Raw genomic sequence first — 19,421 nt, forward strand, 5'->3', positions numbered from 1 at the left:
GTACCTTGTAACACCAACTATACGCACAGTAGTTTGTATTGCCAAGTACTGCATGCTTTATACGGCGCGGAGAGGGTAGGGCAAAGAAAATGAGGGGCAATTGTCAGAAGACAATCGCCCCTCATTCCACCGGGTTAGCTCTATGAAGAACTCGTAACTGCTAGGGAGTGGCTCGATTCTTTTTTAGCGTTCAATTAGATACGCGCATCAAGCCAGGCAATAGCCGTCGCAATGGCCTCGTGCTGTGCCGGCTCGTTGAAGGTCTCGTGGAACTGGCCTTCGAACTCGATCAGCTGCTTGTCGGTGGACGAGATGCCGTTGTACCAGTCGCGCGAGAAGAACGGCGGCACAATCTCATCCTGGCCACCCATCATGACCAGGGTCGGCTCAACAAAGTCGACAGAGTTGGTGCCGTTGTAGGTGGCGGCAAAAGCCATCTGCTGAGCCATGCCGAGCGAGAGCTTGGAGTTGTTGTACGGATCAGTTTCGTACTCATCACGCACTGCCTGCGAAGAAGAGGTCTTCGAACCCAGCGGGTTGCCAAGCTGAATCAAGTCGCTGCCGGGTAGTGATGGCACGCGCATCTCGGTGCGGTTCGGCACTTCCTTGAGCATGCGAGTGTTGAATGTGGTCATGTCCTGGAATGGCAGGCGCTGGTAAATCGTCGGCTGCGCCTCGCGCTGGACATCGGTCATGGCCTCTGGGGTGATGGTTTCGCCCTCGTCCGTGCCACCGTAGGGGTTGAAAAGAGCGCCACCACCGTTGGCGACAATGCCATCGACACTGCCCGGGTACTTGATGCCGTGGAAGTCCACGGCAAGGCCGCCCATGGAGTGGCCGAGCAGGAAGGTCTTCGTGCTCGGGTTCTCCGCCTTGGCCTTTTCGACGAGCATGTGCAGGTCATCGACAAGCGAGTGGAAATCATCAATATGGCCACGGGCAACTGGGGTTCCTTCGACCTGGCCCGAGTGGCCGTGCCCACGGTGGTCAATGCGGTAAACGTTGTAGCCGGCGTTCAGCAGCTTGCCGGTTACCCACTCGTAGCGACCCAGGTGTTCTGCAGCGCCATGCACGACGACGACAGTGGCTTTGGCATTCGGGATGGTGTTGGACTTCCAGTAAATCTGGGTGCCCTTGCCATCCTGTGAGGTCATGTAGCCGTCGGTGACCGTAACGTGGCGTCCGTCAACCGTAGTGGTTGGTGCCGGGGTGGTGGGCAGCTCGACCATTGCAGTGGACTGCGGGTCGGGAGTTGGTTCCAGCGGGTTCTTGATGAAGTCCGTTGGGGCTGCTGATGCTGCCGGGGTGGCCAGGGCCAAAGTCAGGGCGGTGGTCACACTCGCAGTGAAAATTGATGCGCGACGCATGATTGCTCTTTTCTGTTTTCAATCGAGGAGTGGATGATAGTTATAATAATTTTATTATAACAAACAAGCCCTGAATTTATAATAAAAATAGCCCGGAAAACCGAATAGGTTTTCCGGGCTATTTTTCGGCTCTTACGAGGACTTATTCAGGCTTCGGTGCCTCCTCAGCATCCGTATCCTCGACCCAACCGTAGGTGCGCTCAACGGCACGGTTCCACTGGTGGAACAGGCGATCGCGCTCTTCGGCCTCCATCTTCGGACGCCACTTCTTGTCAATCGTGATGTGAGCCTTGACCTCATCCAGGTTCGACCAGAAGCCAATGCCAAGGCCCGCAGCGTATGCCGCACCAAGGGCCGTGGTTTCAATGTTGTTCGGGCGTGTGACAGCGACATTCAGGATGTCGGACTGGAACTGCATGAGGAACTCGTTCATAGTCATGCCACCATCAACGCTCAGCGTTGTGATGTCCGTGTCGGATTCTGCGACCATGGCGTCGAGGACCTCGCGGGTCTGGTACGCAGCAGCCTCCAGCACAGCACGGGCAATGTGGTTTCGGTTGACGAAACGGGTCAAACCGACGATGACGCCACGAGCGTCCGGCTGCCAACGAGGAGCAAAAAGACCGGAGAAGGCCGGCACGATGTACACGCCGCCGTTATCCTTGACGCTCTTTGCCTTGTTCTCAATGGATGCCGCATTCGGAATCATCTGCAGCTCGTCACGCAGCCACTGAACAAGTGCGCCGCCCATGGAGACGGAGCCCTCGAGCGCGTAGACCGGCTTCTCTCCCTCGACCTGGTAGCAGACGGTGGAGATGAGTCCGTGGTCAGACCACTTCGGCTTCTCACCAGTATTCATTAGCATGAACAGCCCAGTGCCGTAGGTGTTCTTGGTGTCGCCCTCGCCGAAGCAGCCCTGGCCGAACATGGCGGCCTGCTGGTCGCCGAGGATGCCAGTAATCGGTCGCTCCGCAAGAGAACCGCGGGCGCGGATACGGCCGAAGTCGCCTACCGACGGTCGGATGTCAGGCAGCATCGACATCGGAATGCCAATTTCACGGCAAATGTCCTCATCCCACTCGAGGGTCTTGAGGTCCATCAGGAGAGTACGGGAGGCGTTGGTGACGTCGGTTGCGTGAACTGCGTCTTCGCCGTTGTCGCCCTCTGCACCACCGGTGAGATTCCACAGCAGCCAAGTATCGATGGTGCCGAAGAGTAGATCGCCAGCCTCAGCCTTTTCGCGAGCTCCCTCGACGTTGTCGAGAATCCAGCGCACCTTCGGGCCAGCTGGGTAGGAGTTGATACGTAGGCCCGTGGTCTCACGCCAGCGGTCAGCGCCTTCATCCCCCATGAGTTCCTTGCAGATCTCATTCGTGCGGGTGTCCTGCCAGACGATGGCATTGTAGACCGGTTCACCAGTGTTCTTGTCCCAGACGACAGTGGTTTCACGCTGGTTGGTGATACCGATGGCATCAATATCCTGGGAAGCAATGTCGACATCGGCGAGAGCTTCGCTGACTACTCGACGAGTGTTGGTCCAAATCTCCTGAGCGTCGTGCTCGACCCAGCCCTCTTCCGGGAAAATCTGCTTGTGTTCCATCTGTGCAACAGTGACGATTTCTGCGTCATGGTTGAAGATGATGCAGCGGGTGGAAGTAGTTCCCTGGTCAATGGCGAGGACGTATTTGCTGTGCGTCATGGGGGATACTCCTAGCGAAATTGTGTGTAAATGTGAGTGTTCAGGCTTGCGATATTTTATTGTGCGATATCTCTCATATTCCCGTTATCCGATGGCAAAGGCAAGAGCGCCTGCAGCCACGGCTGCCAGCATCGGTGCGACAATCGGAACCCATGCATAGGCCCAGTTCGCATCGCCCTTGCCCTTAATCGGGAGCACGAAAGCGTAGGCCAAACGCGGGCCGAGGTCACGAACAGGGTTGATGGCGTATCCGGTCGGGGAACCAAGGGAAAGACCAATCGACACAATGATGAACGAGACACCGAAGTAGGTCAGCGGGCCAAGCTCGCCGCCGGCTGGGCCGAACAGGATGAATGCGAGCAGAACGAAGGTCGCGATGAACTCGGTGACGGCATTCCAAAAGTTATTTGGGTGAACCGGCGCGGTGAAGAAGTTGCCGCCAGTTTCGGCATTCGCATTGGTTGGGTTGCCGTTGTCGTCGACACCATTGGCATCGAATAGCTGCTTAAACGCGGCCCAGGCCAGGATTGCACCTACGAATGCGCCCAACAGCTGACCTGCGGCATAGTAGGGGACCAGGCTCCAGGCCAGGCTGCCCTTGATTGCCAGGGCAACGGTTACCGCTGGGTTCAAGTGTCCACCCGATACGTCGGCAATCGATGCGCCAGCGAAAACGGCCATACCCCAACCGAAGGCGATGCCCAGCCAGCCAGCGTTTGCTGCGCGAGTAGTCCGGAGGTTGATAGAGGCACAGACTCCGTTACCGAGCAGAATTAGAATGGCGGTTCCGAAAAACTCCCAGAGGAATGCCTGGGATCCTGTGATTGTCTCCATGAGATGTGAAACTCTCTGTGCGTCGTGACCGGGAAAGGCCACGAGGAATCGTGCAACGTAAACTTTTAGGTATAAGAAATGCCGGCGAGAACTGATTCTTTTCGCCGGCACTTTTATTTCGAGCCCATTAGCCCCTTGAAGTGCAAAGCCGTTTTCCCAAGAAGGAAAGCTATTTCGTTGTGGCTACAGCGTTGGTGGCCATCTAAGAACTAACTAGTACGGCCACCGGGGGCGGGGAGGGGCAAACTAGCGGTCGAGGCTGACATCGACGTCCGCGCGAGTCTCCACTGCATGAGCAGCAATCTCGTTAGCGGCCTTGTCAGTCAGCTCACGTTCAGCTGCCAGAGTTGCTTCGACACGCTCGATGAAGACCTTAATCTCCTTCTCCATCGTGTCCTTGTCCCAACCCAGAGCTGGGGCAACCAGTTCAGCGGTGGCCCGGGCGCTGTCGACACCGCGGTGTGCGTACTCCATGGAGACACGCAGGCGGCGCTCCAGGATGTCGTCGAGGTGCATTGCGCCTTCGTGAGTCACGGCGTAGAGAACCTCAGCGCGCATGTACTGCTCAGCAGCCTCCAGCGGCTCGAGCAGGGACTTGTCCTCGGCTGTCGGAGCCAGAACCTCGTAGATGAGGGAGCCGTAACGGTTGAGCAGGTGCTCGACCTGCTTCTCGGTGATACCGAACTGCTTGGCCAGGGCTGGCTTCTGGTTGTTCAGTGCGTGGTAGCCGTCAGCGCCGAGCAGCGGGACATCTGCAGTGACGGACTCCGGTACCTTGCGGGGGACGTCCTGGACTGCAGCGTCGATGGTGTCAGCACCGATGACGCGGTAGGTGGTGTACTTACCGCCTGCGACGGAAACCATGCCCGGGGCAACGTGGGCAACAGCGTGGTTGCGGGAGAGGTTGGTGGTGGAGTCGGAGTCGCCTTCCACCAGTGGACGCAGACCCGAGTAGACGCCGACGATGTCGTCGTAAGTAATTGGACGGCGAACCTTGGCGTTGACGTGATCGAGGATGTAGTCGATGTCAGCGCGGGTAGCTGCCGGGTTGGCCAGGTTCATGGTCCAGTCGGTGTCGGTGGTACCGATAATCCAGTATTCACCCCACGGGATAACGAACAGGACGGACTTCTCAGTCACGAAGGTCATTGCCACCGAGCCCTCAAGAGCGGACTTCGGAATAACAATGTGGACACCCTTGGAGGTGTGGACGCGGAACTTGCCCGTGACGCCAGCCAGCTTCTCAATCTCATCGGACCAAATACCGGTGGCATTGACGAAAACGCTGCCGCGGATGGTGGTGGTGGCGCCGGTGTCGGTGTCAAGGAGCTTCGCGCCGACGATGCGCTCGCCTTCCTTCACGAAGTCGACAACCTGAGTGGAGGTGCGGACATCAGCGCCGAAGTGAGCAGCGGTGCGCAGGACAGTCATGGTGTGACGGGCATCGTCAACCAGGGTGTCGTAGTAGCGAACGCCGCCAACCACGGCATCTTCCTTCAGGCCCGGAGCCTGCTTCAGGGTTCCCTTGCGGGAGTAGTGCTTCTGCATTGGAACCTGCTTGGCGCCACCCATGACGTCGTAAAGGAAGAAGCCCGATGCCATGAACGGGCGCTCCCACACGCGGTGAGTCAGCGGGAAGACGAAGCGCAGTGGCTTAACCAGGTGCGGTGCCAGGTGCGACATGGACAGTTCGCGCTCGCGCAGGGATTCAGCTACCAGGCGGAAGTCCAACATCTGCAGGTAGCGCAGACCGCCGTGGAACATCTTGGAGGAGCGGCTGGAGGTACCGCCTGCGAAGTCACGAGTTTCAATGACCGCAGTCTTCAAACCACGGGTTGCGGCATCGAGTGCAGCGCCAGCGCCTACAGAACCGCCGCCGATAATGACGACGTCGTATTGCTCGGTGCCGAATTTCTCCCAGGTCTTTTCATGCTGTTCCTTATTTAGAACTGCAGATGGGGCGAGAGATGAAGAGGACGACATTTTCCAATCCTTCCCGGTGGGGGCGTTGATTTTTCGTCGAAGAGAATTTCTCGGCTCACGGCTCAGGGTACCAAAAATCGGCTTACTTGTAAGCGGTAACTTACGGTTACGTAGATATAAACAATGGGTCAAAAAGCCAAGAAAACCCGCCCCAAAATGTTGTCTGGTTTTCCGCAGGTAGATAGGTATGTTAATAGAGGTTTACTACTTTTGGAATGAATGCCCACCAGCGGAGCTCACCCCATAACGGGGGTGGTAAAAGCGATTATGGGGTGTACCGGGACTGTATGACAGGTGCGCAGTACGCGCAAGGGGGATGTACCTGGTTTTTACACATAGATCTGGGCCTGTAACGACATTTATTCATGGGTCTCAGATACCAGTACATATCGCCCCGCTAAGGGGTGCGAAAGATTGTAGAGTAAAGGCCATGTTCAAGGATCCTGTGTACTTAACGATTATCGGATTGGCGCGCACCGTCTTCTTTGCCCAAGGTTTGAAGTTCACCGTTAAGGGCTGGGAAAACGTGCCGAAAGACTCTGGCGCCGTTCTCGTTACTAACCACACCGGATACATGGACTTCACCTATGTCGGTCTTCCATTCCGCAAGCATCGTCGTTTTGTCCGTTTTATGGCGAAGAAGGAAGTTTTCGACCATTCGATTGCAGGCCCAATCATGCGTGCTTGTAAGCACATTCCGGTCGACCGCACCGACGGCTCCAAGTCTTTCGAAGAGGCCTGCGCAAAGCTGGAAAACGACGAGTTGGTAGGCATCTTCCCGGAGTCGACTATCTCGCGCAGCTTTGAAGTCAAGAATCTGAAGTCGGGTGCGGTGCGTATGGCGCAGCGCACCGGCAAGCCCATCATCCCAGTGCTGATTGTGGGATCCCAGCGCGTGTGGACGAAGGGGCACCCCAAGCATCTCGGTCGCAGTAATACTCCGATTCATATTACGGTTTTGCCGCCGTGGACCCCGGAGGGCGATCCGGCAGAGGCCACCGAAAAGCTACACGAAATCATGGATCAGGGTGTCCGTCAGCTCTGGGACGAGTACGCAGCTGAAGAAGGTCCCCTGCCGAAGGGCGCCTACTGGGTACCGGCTCGCCTTGGCGGCGGCGCACCGACTTTCGAAGAGGCCCAGGCAGAGGACCTGAAAGTCGAAGAAGAGCGTCAGCGTATCCGTCATTTGCGCGGTGATCTGGCCGCATTCAAGGAAAAGCTAGCCGAGTCGGCACGTGAATTCGGCGATAGTGCGCGTGAGTTCGGCGATCAGACCAGGCAGCAGTTCCTCGATGCCTCGCAAACGATGAGCGCGGAGTCTGCTCGCCGAAGGGAACAGACGACCGCCTTGTTGGCGCAGTTCCGTCAGTCTGTGGAACAGATGGCTGATGATGTTGTCGCCGGTGCTAAGGAGAGCAAGGAGTCCGTGCGTACTGCCACGGATTCGATGCGCGTGACCTTCCGCGAAGCGTACGTGCAACTAGAGAAGGCCTCCGCCTCCGGTGTCGAGCAGACGCAGCAGACCGTTTACCGTCTTATCGGCCAGTCGATGATGATTCGCGACAAGCTTCCACAGCGCTTGAACAGGCTCATCACCGCTCAGCCGGAGACGTTCATCTTCGATTACCCCGCATCGCTTGCCGACGACGCGGGCAATATCAGCGAAGAAAACATGAAGGCCTTGCAGCAGCTCGGCGATGCCGGAGCCACAATCGTTGTTCTGCACGAACCGGGAGATAAGCCGAATCTATCGGCTTTGGAGTCGGTTGACCTGCAGGTCGTGGAACTCCCGGAGGGCGCCAGCAAACTGGACGTCACAAATGCGGTGGTTAGCACGCTGCGCAAGCAGGCTCGCAAGGAAGAAACCGCGATTCTTTTTGCCGGTGGCTCGAACTTTGAGGAAGCCACACAGCGTGTCGGCATGCCGGTAGTTACGGCCGATGCGGACTGGTCCCTGCTGAAGAACGCGGATTGGGTAATCGACACTGTCGAGCATGGGGGAGTAGCCGCAACGCTGCAGTTGTTGCACGACCGGTTCTGCGATGACGGTGAAGATGACAACAGTGAGGACGGCAAGTAGTTCGAAGTGACCGAGAGACTACATCCACTACTCGTAGCTTCGGATATTGACGGGACGTTCATCGACTCGCGGGAGCGGGTAACTCCCCGCCTGCGACAGGCCGTCACGCGAATGCTACGCCGCGGAACCCCGTTGGTGCTGGCCACGGGAAGGCCGGCTCGGTGGTTGCAACCAGTGCTCGAGCAGCTGCCGGTTCAGCCGTTGTGCGTGTGTGCCAATGGTGCCGTGATTTACGACTCCGGCCGTGACGAAGTGGTTGCCGCCAACACACTGAAGCCGGAGACGCTGCGATACGTCGTCAAGCATGCGCGCGAAGCGGCGCAATCCATCGGTGGAATCGGCATTGCGGCAGAGCGCGCTGGGACGTCGGCGAATGATGCCATCGATGAGCTTTTTGTGGTGGCGCCGTCCTATGACCATGCGTGGGAATCGGATGAGCACGGTGAGCTTGCTGAAGAGGCCGTGTTGTCAGAACCCGCGACGAAACTCTTGCTGCGAAACTCAGATGTAAACAGTGCCCAGCTATATGAGCTGGTCGCCCCCGCAATTGACGCGAGCTTGGCACATGTGACCTACTCCATGCCCGACGGGCTGTTGGAGGTGTCCGCGCCGGGCGTGACTAAGCGCGCCGGGCTGGAATACGTATCTGAACTGGTCGGAGCGACCGCGAAGGATGTGGTCTGCTTCGGTGACATGCCGAACGATATCGAGATGCTGTCGTGGGCGGGCACGGGTGTGGCCATGGGCAATGCGGCTGACAACGTCAAGGAGATTGCAGACGAAATCACCGCCACCAATGATGATGACGGTGTTGCTCGTGTGCTGGAGCGCTGGTTCTAGCTAGCCTCGAGGTTTTCCCGCGCCAGCTAGCTCCCCCAGCGCTCGACAGCGCTTACTTCAGCTCGGTCTTGACTTCGCCGGTGGTGCGGTCGAAGGTGATTGAACCGTTCTGGAACTCAGCGCGCTCGATGTTTCCATCGACCACCTGGGTCTTCGTCGGAGCGCCCAGCTTGCCGACCTCGAAGCCCTGGCGGGCCCACTCATCAGCAATCTTGCCCCAGATAGCGTGCGCGCCGGTGGTGTCGGAGTCGGTGATTACGCCGTTGGAGAACTTCACGTAGCGCAGGGCATCGGCCTGGCCAGCATTGTTCGCCACGGTAGAACCGCTCTGGATACCGGACATTGCGTAACCGAGAACGGAGCCCATTTCCTCGGAGACTTGGCGCCATTCGGCAGCCAGGTCGTTCTGCTCATTGATAGTGATGATCTGGTCAATCAGGACCGGCAGGTCAGCAATCGATGGGCCATTTTCAATGGAGCGTCCAACGGCACCCAGAATCGCATCGGCGGTCTGTCCGAGCCCCGGTGCGCCGAGCATGCCCAGCGCCGAGGCCAGCATCGAACGTGCACCCGAGACTGTCTCCAGAGCTTGTGCCTTCTGCTGCTCGTCGGATGCGCTCGGCGAGGAGGAGTTGCTCTGCTCGCTTGCCGACGGTGCGGAGGAGTCAGCCGAAGCAGTGTCACCGGTGTTCGTGGCGTCGGTTGGCTCCGAGGTATTCGAAGTACCCGAGGTGGTCGAGTCGGAGCTCGACGTTGTCGAAGAAGTGGTGCTCGATGCGCTCGAGGACTTCTCGGAGGACGAGGTCGTGGACGTACCCGTGGATGCCGAGGTGGTCGAAGTGGTCGAGGTGGACGTGCTCGACTCGGTCGATTCGCTCGACTGCGAGTCTGTGTTCTCGGTGGTCTTATCGTCCTTTTCATCCTGCGGAACGAGGAGATCAATCAAGCCGTCAGGCCCCTCATTATCAATCTTTCCGCTGGTGAGTGTGTTGTACTTCTTCTCGGCAATCGAGCGGATCTTGCTCATCTGGGCGTAGCCAGCATCACCTGGGCAGGTGGTGTTACCAACGTCGCGGTGCGCGAAGATTGTCGGCAGAGTGACCTGCTTACCGTATCCGTACTTGGAGTAGCTGGTGCCACCCGAAGTCATCTGGATCTGGCCGGTCGGCTTGATGCCGGCGACCTTCAGGCGCCAACCAATCATATTGCCCACCGAGTTCAGTGCAGCCTCACTGGGAGCAACCGAAGAGTAATTACCCATCATGGAGATGCCGAAAGTACCGGTGTTGAAGCCACCTGCGTGTGCGCCCTGGACATTCTTATCCAGCCCACCGTAGCGGCCCTCGTAGATGTTGCCGTACTTGTCGACAAGGGCGTTGTATCCGATGTCGCACCAGCCCAGAGTCTGTGCGTGGTACTGGTAAATGCCGCGGACGATACCAGCGGACTGGCTCTCGGTGTAGTTGTTTGAACCAGCGGTGTGGTGCACGGTGGCACCGACAAGCTTGCTGTCGTAGTCCGCGCCCTTACAGCGGTTATTTTCGTTGGCGCCCCAGCCGGCACGGGTAATGACCTTCGGCATGCCCGTGACATTCTTGGCATCCACAATTGGGTCGATGCCGGATGCAGCAGCCTGGCCGTCGATTAGCACTGCGTCGACCTGGTCGATTGGCAGTTCATCGGCGACCGGCTCGATGTCCGTCCACTTCACTGGGAGATTCGGCGAGTCCAGATTTGCAGCGTCGTTAGCGTTCGGAGCAGTCGGGTCATCGAGTGCGTCCCCAGGAGCTGCATCCGGAGTCTGCTGGTAGTCGGATGCGGCCTCGGCGACATCCTTGGCCGCATCCGTAGCGGAATCCTTTGCATCCTCCACGGCCTTCTTGGCGCCCTCGGCATTAATCTCGTCGAGGTTGAGCTTGGACAAATCCAGCTTCTCAGCGCCCTTGATGTCCTTCAGATCCACGCCGGAACCCGGACCGAAGATGTTAAGTCCGTGGGTGGAAACCTGAACACGCTTGGTTGGCTCGATGTAGATGAGCTCCGTTCCGTTCAGGCCGTTGCCATTGCCTTCAGCGGGGTAGTCCGGGTCGACGCTGAACCAGTCGGACCAGGAGCCGTCTGCTCGCTCGGCGCGGACGAAGCTGGCGATATCAGGGTCACCGGCCCACGTCAGCGCAAACTGGGAAAACTCAGTATCGGAGGTAATTTCCTTGACGACACCGCGGTTGGGATGAGCTTCGTCGGCAAGCGACTGCGTTGCGATTGCTGCATCTTCGACGAGAACGGAGACGCTGTCTGCAAGCGACTTGCTCTGGACAACCGGGTCGATGGGGCCGGCGCCGTTTTCCTCAATGAGGTCATAAGCGGCACCTGCGCCGACAACGGCAACGGGTGTCAGGGCAAGGGTCGCCACGGCAGCGAGTACCAAGGATTGCTTGGCACCTGCGCGGCGATTGATGCGGCGGCGACTAAACACGGTAATAACTCCTGGGTGATTACGAAAATCTGGTGTTACACCACAAATGTGATGTGGTTATGCCTGGATTAGATAAGCGGGGGGCTTAGTTCTGAGGTGCGAACCAGGCCTGCGTAGCTTCGGCAGGGTTGGTTGGCAGGGATTCAGTTAGAAACTCACCAACAACCTCGCCTGGCGTGGGCGTTTCCACGTTTCCGAGGGAACCGCCGTTGTCGCCCGATTCGCCGGTGCCCGGAATCGGCGGAATGCTGGCGGCCTCTCCGTCCTGGTTGTTCGGATCCGTCGAGCGGCCGGCGATATCCGCTCCACCGGCACCATCAAACTTGGCTTTGGCTGCAGCGCGGATGGCATCCATCTGCTGGTAGCCGAAGGTGCCCGGGCAGGAGGTGTAGCCGGTGTCGCGGTGACCGAAGATGGCCGGGAGGTTCACGGTCTGGCCGGAGCTGTAGCGTGCCTTCGAGTAGCCGGCGCTGGTCAGCGCGGCGGTGGACATCGGATCGACGCCACCGACCTTCATGCGCCAGCCGACCATCTCGCCGAGTGCAGTGACGGCCGCATCCGGAATCTCCAGCTGGTCGTGATTGCCCATCACCGAGATACCGAAGGTGCCGTTGTTGAAGCCACCTGCGTGTGCGCCCTCGATGTTCTTGTCCAGGCCACCGTAGCGGCCCTCGTAGATGTTGCCGTACTTATCGACCAGCGCGTTGTAGCCAATATCGCCCCAGCCCAGCGTATTTGCGTGGTAGGCATAAATGCCACGGACAATGGCTGGCCCCTGGGACTCTGAGTAGTTATTGGAACCCGCGGTGTGGTGGATGCACGTGCCCTTGAAAGTGCTGTAGGAGCTCGAACCACTGCGGATGGACTCATCTGCGCCCCACGCTGCACGGCTGATTACATTTGGCGCACCGGAAATCGACGACTCGTATGCAACTGGCTGAATAACCTCGCCGACCTGCTCTACGCCGTCGATGAAAACTGCCTGGACGGCGTTGAGGGACAACGCGGCCGTAGCGCTGACGAGGTCCTGCAGGGAACCGCCGATAGTGGCGGGGTCAAGGTTGTCGATACCAATGATGTTGCGGGGATCCAGACCTTCGAGGAGATTCAGGCCGACAGTCGACACCTGCACGCGACGGGTGGGCTCAACGAACAGCAGCTCGGTGCCGGACTGCCCGGAGTTATTCATCGGACCGTGTGAATCAGCGTGGAACCACGGGCCAAAGCTGCCGTCTTCGCGCTCGGCGCGAACGTAAAGCTGCAGATTGTCATCGCCCGGCCAGGTGAGTGCGAACTGGGAGAACGGTTCGTCGCGGGTGATGTCCTTTACGAATCCGCGAAGCGGGTGCAGGGCATCGGTAATGGCATGCGTGCCGACGGCTGCGTCGTCAATCATCATCGTGACAGCGTCAACCAGCGGCGATGTCGAGATCTTGGCTGCGATGGGGCCTACGCCTGGGCTTTCAACCAGGGTAGGGGCCTGGCGAATACCCCATGTTGCTAGCGGAGCTGCGGCAGTAGTTGCTGCCAGTCCATAGAGGAAGGTGCGACGGCCCATCGACGGGGCATTGATGCGACGGCGAGTTGGCACGGTAAAAGCTCCAAAGAAATGGGGTACAGGGTTATCGACCCGAGGTCTACCCGGGGTCGAAGGGAAGGAAAGTTGCAAAGCAACAGAAAATTCTGAGGAGGATGTTACCAGTGTGACTAAAAAAATCTAGTGAGACATCTGTGTTTCCTCGTTAATTTTGGGAAAATTATCAAATAATGTGACCAAACGAACGTTGGGCTGGGCTCACGTGGACGTCGTAAAGCCCGCGTGTACACCCGCAAACCGGATGGAAATGCAATAGGTTTTAAGGCGTGAGTAGCGAAAAGAACACCACTGCCAATGAATTTGCTCCGAAGTCCCTACAGGACATCAAGGACAACACCTACGACCTCATCGTGGTCGGTTCGGGTTTCTTCGGTTTGACCGTTGCTGAGCGGACCGCCACTGAGCTGGGTAAGCGCGTGCTCGTTGTCGAACGTCGCAACCACATCGGCGGCAACGCCTACTCGGAGGCAGAGCCGGAGACTGGCATCGAGGTGCACAAGTACGGTGCGCACCTGTTCCATACCTCTAATAAGAGGGTGTGGGACTACGTCAACCAGTTCACTGACTTCACCGACTACCAGCACCGCGTGTTCGCTATGTACAAGGGCACCGCATACCAGTTCCCGATGGGGCTGGGGCTGATCAACCAGTTCTTCGGCAAGTACTACAGCCCGGACGAGGCGCGCCAGCTGATTAAGGACCAGACCGATGGTCTGGATCCGCGTGACGCGAAGAACCTTGAGGAAAAGGCAATCTCCCTGATTGGTCGCCCGCTGTACGAGGCATTTGTCAAGCACTACACCGCCAAGCAGTGGCAGACCGACCCGAAGAACCTGCCGGCCGGCAACATCACCCGCCTGCCTGTTCGCTACACCTTTAATAACCGCTACTTCAACGACACCTACGAAGGTCTGCCTGTCGACGGCTACACCGCCTGGCTGGAAAACATGGTGACCTCCGACAAGATTGACGTCGTTGTCGATGCCGACTGGTTTGAGGTGCGCGACGAACTCCGCGCTGTCTCCCCGGACGCCCCAGTCGTCTACACCGGCCCGCTGGACCGCTACTTCGACTACGCAGAGGGCAAGCTGGGTTGGCGCACGCTGGACTTCGAGATGGAGGTTGTCAACACCGGCGATTTCCAGGGCACTCCAGTGATGAACTACAACGACGCGGATGTGCCGTACACCCGTATCCACGAGTTCCGCCACTTCCACCCGGAGCGCGATTACGTCAAGGACAAGACGGTAATTGTTAAGGAATACTCCCGCTTCGCCGACGATGGCGACGAGGTGTACTACCCGATCAACACTCCGGAAGACCGCGAGATGCTGGAGGCCTACCGCAAGCTCGCTGCAGCAGAAGCGCAGGAGAACAAGGTTCTCTTCGGTGGTCGTCTGGGCACCTACCAGTACCTGGACATGCACATGGCAATCGGTTCTGCACTGTCGATGTTCGACAACAAGATTGCGCCGTTCTTCAACGACGGCGAAGCAATCGAGCAGGAGCGCGGGCACTAATTTGCCGCTTCCGGCTCCCGCGCTAGTATTGCGCGAGTGTCGCGTGAGAAAACCCAAACCGAAGTTCCCCAGCAGGGGCCATTGCTGCAGCGTGTGAACAAGTTTCTCACCCTGCCAGTGGCACCTGTCATTCTGGTTCTTATCGGTTCTCTTGGTACCCAGGCTGCAGCCGTGCTGGTCACTGGCATGCTTTCCACGGTCGGCGCGCCGGGCATATCAGGCCTGCGCATGACCGCCGCCGCCATCATTATGGTGGTTCTGTTCCGACCAAAACTGTCCGGAATGACCCGCGTTCGCGCCATCAACATCGTGGTCTACGGCATCGCCATGGGCATGATGAGCATGATGATATACGCCGCCATCGCCCGCCTCCCACAGGGTGTCGCCGTCACCATCGACTTCCTCGGCCCCTGCGTCGTGTCTTTCCTGGGACTGAAAATGTGGCGTTCCCGCCTGTGGGCCATCGTCGCTTTCATCGGCGTTGCACTGATTGCCCAGCCCTCCAATGACCTGGACCCTATCGGCATTGGTTACGCCGCAATCGGCGCGATCTTCTTCGGCGCTTACACGCTCTTCTCCGCCCGAATGGGCAGTTCCGAGGGCGGCGGCATGCCGGATCTGGCGCTGTCAGTGGTCGTCGCAGCAATCGTGCTCGCGCCGTTTTCTGTTTCCGCCGCACCGCTTGTCGACGGTTCGATGTGGGTCACCATCGTTGTTTCTGGGTTCATTGGTGCTGTTATTCCCTACGTGATGGACACCATCGCTGCGGGGATTGTCTCAGCGGCGGTCGTCGGCACGCTCTTCGCGCTGGACCCGGTCATCGGTGCAATTCTGGGCTGGGCGTTTTCCGGTGACCGAGTGACCTGGTCCATGGCGCTGGGCATCGTGCTGATCGCGGTGGCCGGTGCGATTATTACCTGGCGCGGGGCGCGGGAGTCGCGCGAGCTGCGGGGGCTTGCGCAGTAAAAATGCGGATACCAGAACCCGCCGAAAAGTGGGGTCTCGACGTGTTCTGCTGGAAAACGACAGTGAATGCGGGTAAGTTTGTCGAAGATTTATTGTTTCTTAAGGTAATTCCCTGAAGCGGAAACACGCCTGATAGTTCCCACCGGCCGTGGGGAATCGCACATTGTGAGGAGAATGCACACGTGAAAATCACCTCTACTTTCCGTGGTTGGCGTCGAAAGGTTGCAGCCGTTGCGTCCGCAGTAGCTGTGGCCGCGTCTGCATTGACCATGGCGCCGGCCGCGAGCGCGGCGGGTGACCGAGGCTCGCTGCGCCCGGGTTGTGAGTGGGATTCGTACCAGTACTTCACCCAGAAGTGCCAGGTTTATTCGCCGGCCATGGACCGTAATATTCCGGTTCAGATTGTGGCCTCTGCCAATGGTGGTAACAAGGCTCTCTACCTGCTAGATGGTCTGCGTAGCCCGGCTGATGCCTCTGACTGGGTGGAGCACGGTAACGCCCCACGTACTTTTGAAGGATCCAACGTCAACCTGGTTATTCCAGGTGGTGGCGGCGGTAGCTTCTACACCGACTGGAAGCGTCCGTCGGTTAGTGTGCACGGCCCGTTTGTAAACATGTGGGAGACTTTCCTGACCCAGGAACTGCCGGTTTACCTTGAGCGTGAGTTCGGCATTTCTCGCACTGGTAACTCCATTGCAGGTCTGTCCATGGGTGCATCTGCTGCACTGTCGCTGGCATACAACCACCGAGACCAGTTCGGTCAGGCTCTTGCCTTCTCCGGTTACCTGCACACCACTGCGCCGGGTATGACCACTGCAATTGAGGCTGCTCAGCTGTCGGCTGGCTACAGCTCCTTCGACATGTGGGGTGCGCCTATGTCAGCGGAGCGTGTCCGCAATGATCCGTACCTGAACGTCGAGAAGATGAAGGGGCTGGATTTGGTTATTACCTCGGCAAATGGTGTTCCGGATGAGGTTCGCGACCCGAAGAACCTCTACCGGGTCGTCCCGAAGGCCGGTGGCGTTGCGCTGGAGTCGCTGTCCCGCTTGTCCACCCGCGAGTTTGAGTTGCGTGCTCGTACCTCCGGTCTGGATGCGACGTTTGAATACGAGCAGACCGGTATCCACGATTGGCCGACCTGGGATCGTAACCTCCAGAACTCCAAGGCCCGCATCGAAGGTTTCCTCGGAGCTTAAAACTACAAACTGAACGAAAAAGCCCCTATGCGCAGCAGATAGTCCGCAGCGCGTAGGGGCTTTCACATTCTGGGCTGTCGCTAGCGTGGCAACAAGAGGCAATCCGCCACGGGCACTAGGATGCTATGAGATAGAAACGTCGGTAACTTATCGGCGGCAACACCCCCGGTAGACCTTTCGGAAAGTGGTTGATACGTCTCATGGCATCACAGCCTGAACAAAAGCGGACACATACCCCGACAACGTCGTCAAGCCTTGCCGTTGAACGCCTGCAGCGGATTTTGCTGCCAAAGTTGGGTGAGCCCCGTGATGTCCGCTCGCTCTACTTGGTTGAGCCGGAGACTAATGCCGGTCGTGTGCAAGCGCATTCGCGCACGTCAGCCACCATTCCGGCGGGTGATGAAGTTAGTTTTGAAACCTACTTCAATGCTTTTCCGGCCAGCTACTGGCGCCGGTGGACGAATCTGGACAATGTTGTCCTGCGCCTGGAACTGTCCGGTACTGCGCGCGTGGACATTTACCGTTCGAAGATTGACGGTGCGCGTATCGCCGTGACCGGCGAAGTTGTCGGTGATCTGGGTGCGGCGGCTGAAGGTGCAGAAGCCAAGGTGGACGGCAAGGATGTGCACGTCTGCGAAATCCCAGTACCGCTGACGCAATTTGAAGACGGCGGCTGGATTTGGTTTGACCTCACCTGTGAGACGGACGTGGTAATCCACTCCGCAGGTTGGTACTCCGATATCGAGGCGCCGAGCCAGACGTACCCGGACGGCACGGAGCATCCGGCGCCGGAGGGGCGCGTCACTATCGGTATCCCGACGTTCAATCGCCCGACCGACGCAGTTGCTGCTCTTGAGGCGCTGTCCTCGGATCCTGAGGTCGATGCCATCATCGATGCTGTTTTGATGCCTGACCAGGGCACCAAGCACCCGGCAGACGAGCCGGGCTTTGATGCTGTCGCCGAGCACTTTGGTGACCGCCTGCGTATTTTCCCGCAGGGAAATCTCGGGGGTTCCGGCGGGTACTCCCGCATTATGTATGAGGCCCTGGGCGGTCCGGATTCGGATTCGAAGCGTGCGACCGATAGCCCGTTCATCCTCTACATGGATGACGACATCGCCATCGAACCGGATTCCATTCTGCGTGCGGTCGCTGTCGGCCGGTTCGCGAAGTCCCCGATGCTGGTCGGCGGTCAGATGCTGAACCTGCAGGAGCGCAGCCACTTGCACTCGATGGGTGAAGTCATCGGCCGCCATGACTTCATGTGGACTTCCGCTCCGCACGTCCACTATGACCACGACTTTTATGCGCACCCACTGCGCGATCGCGGGGAGCACGGCACTAACGCAACCGGTGAGGTTGTCGATTCGAAGGATCTTCACCGTCGCATCGATGTTGAGTTCAACGGCTGGTGGATGTGCCTGATTCCGCGCGTCGCCGCTGAGACAATCGGTCAGCCACTGCCGCTGTTTATTAAGTGGGACGATGCCGAATACGGTTTGCGCGCAGGTAAGGCAGGCTTTCCGACGGCCACGTGGCCGGGCGTCGCAATTTGGCATATGGCCTGGTCGGACAAAGACGATGCGATTGATTGGCAGGCGTACTTCCACCTGCGCAACCGCTTGATTGTCGCGGCTCTTCAGCACGAGGGCGATGCTGCCGGTATCGTGCGTTCCATGCGCAAGGCCACTTTCAAGCACCTTCTGTGCCTGGAGTACTCCACTGTTGCCATCCAGAACGAAGCCATGAAGGACTTCCTGGCAGGCCCGGAGCACCTGTTCGATATTCTCGAGTCCTCGCTGCCGCGCATCAATGCCCTGCGCAAGAGCTTCCCCGACGCGGTTGTGCTGCCGAGCGCAGGCGATCTGCCAAAGCCCTCCGGTATTCCGGGGGTTCCGACAAAGGATGTCGGTGGTCGTCTGGGCAAGCTGAAGAAGGTCGGTTGGCTGGCCAAGGGGCTGCTGCACAGCGTGCGCCCGGAAAACTCCGAGCACCACGATGTGCCGCAGGCAAACCTGGCGCCGCTGGAGGCTCGTTGGTTCTCCCTGTCTCGCTTGGACGGTGCCACCGTTACCACCGCTGACGGCCGTGGCGTGGTGTATCGCCAGCGTGACCGCGACAAGGCCAAGGCTCTGCTGGAAGAATCCTGGGAGCTGCAAAAGCAGGTTGAGGAACGGTTTGAGCAAATGCAGGCACGCTACCGCGCAGCCTATGACGATCTGACCAGTAGGAAGGCCTGGGCGAATGTCTTCGAAAATTAAAGGCGATCCGTTCGGCGAGTCGGACGTTCTCGTTAATATTCAGCACACGCTTAACGACGTCCCGGGTGTGCTGCCCACCGCACGTGCCATGAGCTATTTCGGTGAGCACGCCCTTGGGTGGATGGGGCTCGCTGCCCTCGGGGCGGCGGTGGATAAGGAGCGGCGCATTGGCTGGGCAAAGGTCGGTGTGGCCGCCTTTACCTCGCATGCGGCATCGGTGGTGCTTAAGCGCATTGTCCGTCGCCCGCGTCCCCATGACCGTCGTATAGCAATCGGCGTTGGTACACCGAGCAAGCTGAGTTTCCCGTCCTCGCACGCGACGTCGACGACGGCGGCGTTGGTGGGGATTGCCAAGTTGGGTTACCCGGCAGCACCGGCCGTGGGAGTGCCGGCGATTATGCTCTCCCGCTTAGTGCTGGGAGTGCATTACCCAACCGATGTCGCTCTCGGAGCAGCGCTGGGTACAGCCACTGCTCTTGCGGTGGACAAGATAGGTGATAAGGTCATCGAGCCGAAAAAGGCGCAGCATAACCAGGGCGGACAGCCCTCCATTGCGGAAAGGAATGCACAGTGACACAGGCGGAGAACGACAACTTGGCCAA

13 protein-coding genes are annotated in these 19,421 nt (G+C 58.7%); 7 read left to right on the forward strand and 6 right to left on the reverse strand.

Annotated features, from left to right (window positions below; genetic code table 11):
* Positions 1-194: 194 nt before the first annotated feature.
* From HMPREF2751_RS05890 to HMPREF2751_RS05905, 4 genes are all read right to left on the reverse strand, one after another.
* Positions 195-1,367: an alpha/beta hydrolase gene (locus HMPREF2751_RS05890; RefSeq protein ID WP_048732793.1), complete on the reverse strand. Its 1,173-nt coding sequence runs from the start codon at positions 1,365-1,367 to the stop codon at positions 195-197.
* A 142-nt stretch (positions 1,368-1,509) separates the two neighbouring features.
* Positions 1,510-3,066 carry a glycerol kinase GlpK gene (gene glpK / locus HMPREF2751_RS05895; RefSeq protein WP_048732791.1) on the reverse strand — a complete coding sequence of 519 codons (1,557 nt, stop codon included), beginning with the start codon at positions 3,064-3,066 and terminating at the stop codon, positions 1,510-1,512.
* Positions 3,067-3,150: 84 nt separating this feature from the next.
* A complete protein-coding gene (locus HMPREF2751_RS05900) occupies positions 3,151-3,900 on the reverse strand; it encodes an MIP/aquaporin family protein (RefSeq protein ID WP_187400677.1) in 750 nt (249 codons plus the stop codon).
* Positions 3,901-4,146: 246 nt separating this feature from the next.
* Positions 4,147-5,883, reverse strand: coding sequence for a glycerol-3-phosphate dehydrogenase/oxidase (locus tag HMPREF2751_RS05905; RefSeq protein ID WP_016421655.1), 1,737 nt, complete (start codon positions 5,881-5,883; stop codon positions 4,147-4,149).
* A gap of 430 nt (positions 5,884-6,313) precedes the next feature.
* On the opposite strand from HMPREF2751_RS05905, the gene HMPREF2751_RS05910 reads away from it, so the two are divergent.
* Positions 6,314-7,963: a 1-acyl-sn-glycerol-3-phosphate acyltransferase gene (locus HMPREF2751_RS05910; RefSeq protein ID WP_049193146.1), complete on the forward strand. Its 1,650-nt coding sequence runs from the start codon at positions 6,314-6,316 to the stop codon at positions 7,961-7,963.
* Between the two features lie 6 nt (positions 7,964-7,969).
* Positions 7,970-8,803: a Cof-type HAD-IIB family hydrolase gene (locus HMPREF2751_RS05915; RefSeq protein ID WP_070595669.1), complete on the forward strand. Its 834-nt coding sequence runs from the start codon at positions 7,970-7,972 to the stop codon at positions 8,801-8,803.
* Between the two features lie 52 nt (positions 8,804-8,855).
* On the opposite strand, the gene HMPREF2751_RS05920 is transcribed toward HMPREF2751_RS05915, so the two are convergent.
* Together HMPREF2751_RS05920 and HMPREF2751_RS05925 are read right to left on the reverse strand one after the other, a co-directional pair.
* Positions 8,856-11,279, reverse strand: a complete 2,424-nt coding sequence (locus HMPREF2751_RS05920; protein WP_070595670.1) for an N-acetylmuramoyl-L-alanine amidase — start codon at positions 11,277-11,279, stop codon at positions 8,856-8,858.
* Positions 11,280-11,364: 85 nt separating this feature from the next.
* Complete coding sequence (locus tag HMPREF2751_RS05925) at positions 11,365-12,870, reverse strand: N-acetylmuramoyl-L-alanine amidase (protein ID WP_070595671.1); 1,506 nt, start codon at positions 12,868-12,870, stop codon at positions 11,365-11,367.
* A gap of 329 nt (positions 12,871-13,199) precedes the next feature.
* Between HMPREF2751_RS05925 and glf the strand changes: the two genes are divergently transcribed.
* The 5 genes from glf to HMPREF2751_RS05950 all read left to right on the forward strand — a co-directional run bounded on the left by glf (position 13,200) and on the right by HMPREF2751_RS05950 (position 19,393).
* The gene (gene glf, locus HMPREF2751_RS05930) at positions 13,200-14,396 is read left to right on the forward strand and encodes a UDP-galactopyranose mutase (RefSeq protein WP_042388989.1); all 1,197 of its coding nucleotides are present in this window, start codon (positions 13,200-13,202) and stop codon (positions 14,394-14,396) included.
* A 36-nt stretch (positions 14,397-14,432) separates the two neighbouring features.
* Complete coding sequence (locus tag HMPREF2751_RS05935) at positions 14,433-15,362, forward strand: EamA family transporter (protein WP_246823163.1); 930 nt, start codon at positions 14,433-14,435, stop codon at positions 15,360-15,362.
* Between the two features lie 182 nt (positions 15,363-15,544).
* On the forward strand, positions 15,545-16,558 hold the full coding sequence (locus tag HMPREF2751_RS05940; protein ID WP_049171829.1) for an alpha/beta hydrolase: 1,014 nt from the start codon (positions 15,545-15,547) through the stop codon (positions 16,556-16,558).
* 200 nt (positions 16,559-16,758) lie between these two features.
* Complete coding sequence (locus HMPREF2751_RS05945; protein WP_070595672.1) at positions 16,759-18,819, forward strand: glycosyltransferase; 2,061 nt, start codon at positions 16,759-16,761, stop codon at positions 18,817-18,819.
* Positions 18,803-19,393 carry a phosphatase PAP2 family protein gene (locus HMPREF2751_RS05950; RefSeq protein ID WP_049171825.1) on the forward strand — a complete coding sequence of 197 codons (591 nt, stop codon included), beginning with the start codon at positions 18,803-18,805 and terminating at the stop codon, positions 19,391-19,393. The genes HMPREF2751_RS05945 and HMPREF2751_RS05950 overlap by 17 nt, the downstream gene beginning before the upstream one ends.
* The last annotated feature ends 28 nt before the right edge of the window (positions 19,394-19,421 follow it).

Origin of the sequence: Corynebacterium sp. HMSC063G05 (genome assembly GCF_001810555.1) — a bacterium.
GTDB classification, from domain to species: Bacteria; Actinomycetota; Actinomycetes; order Mycobacteriales; family Mycobacteriaceae; genus Corynebacterium; species Corynebacterium jeikeium_D.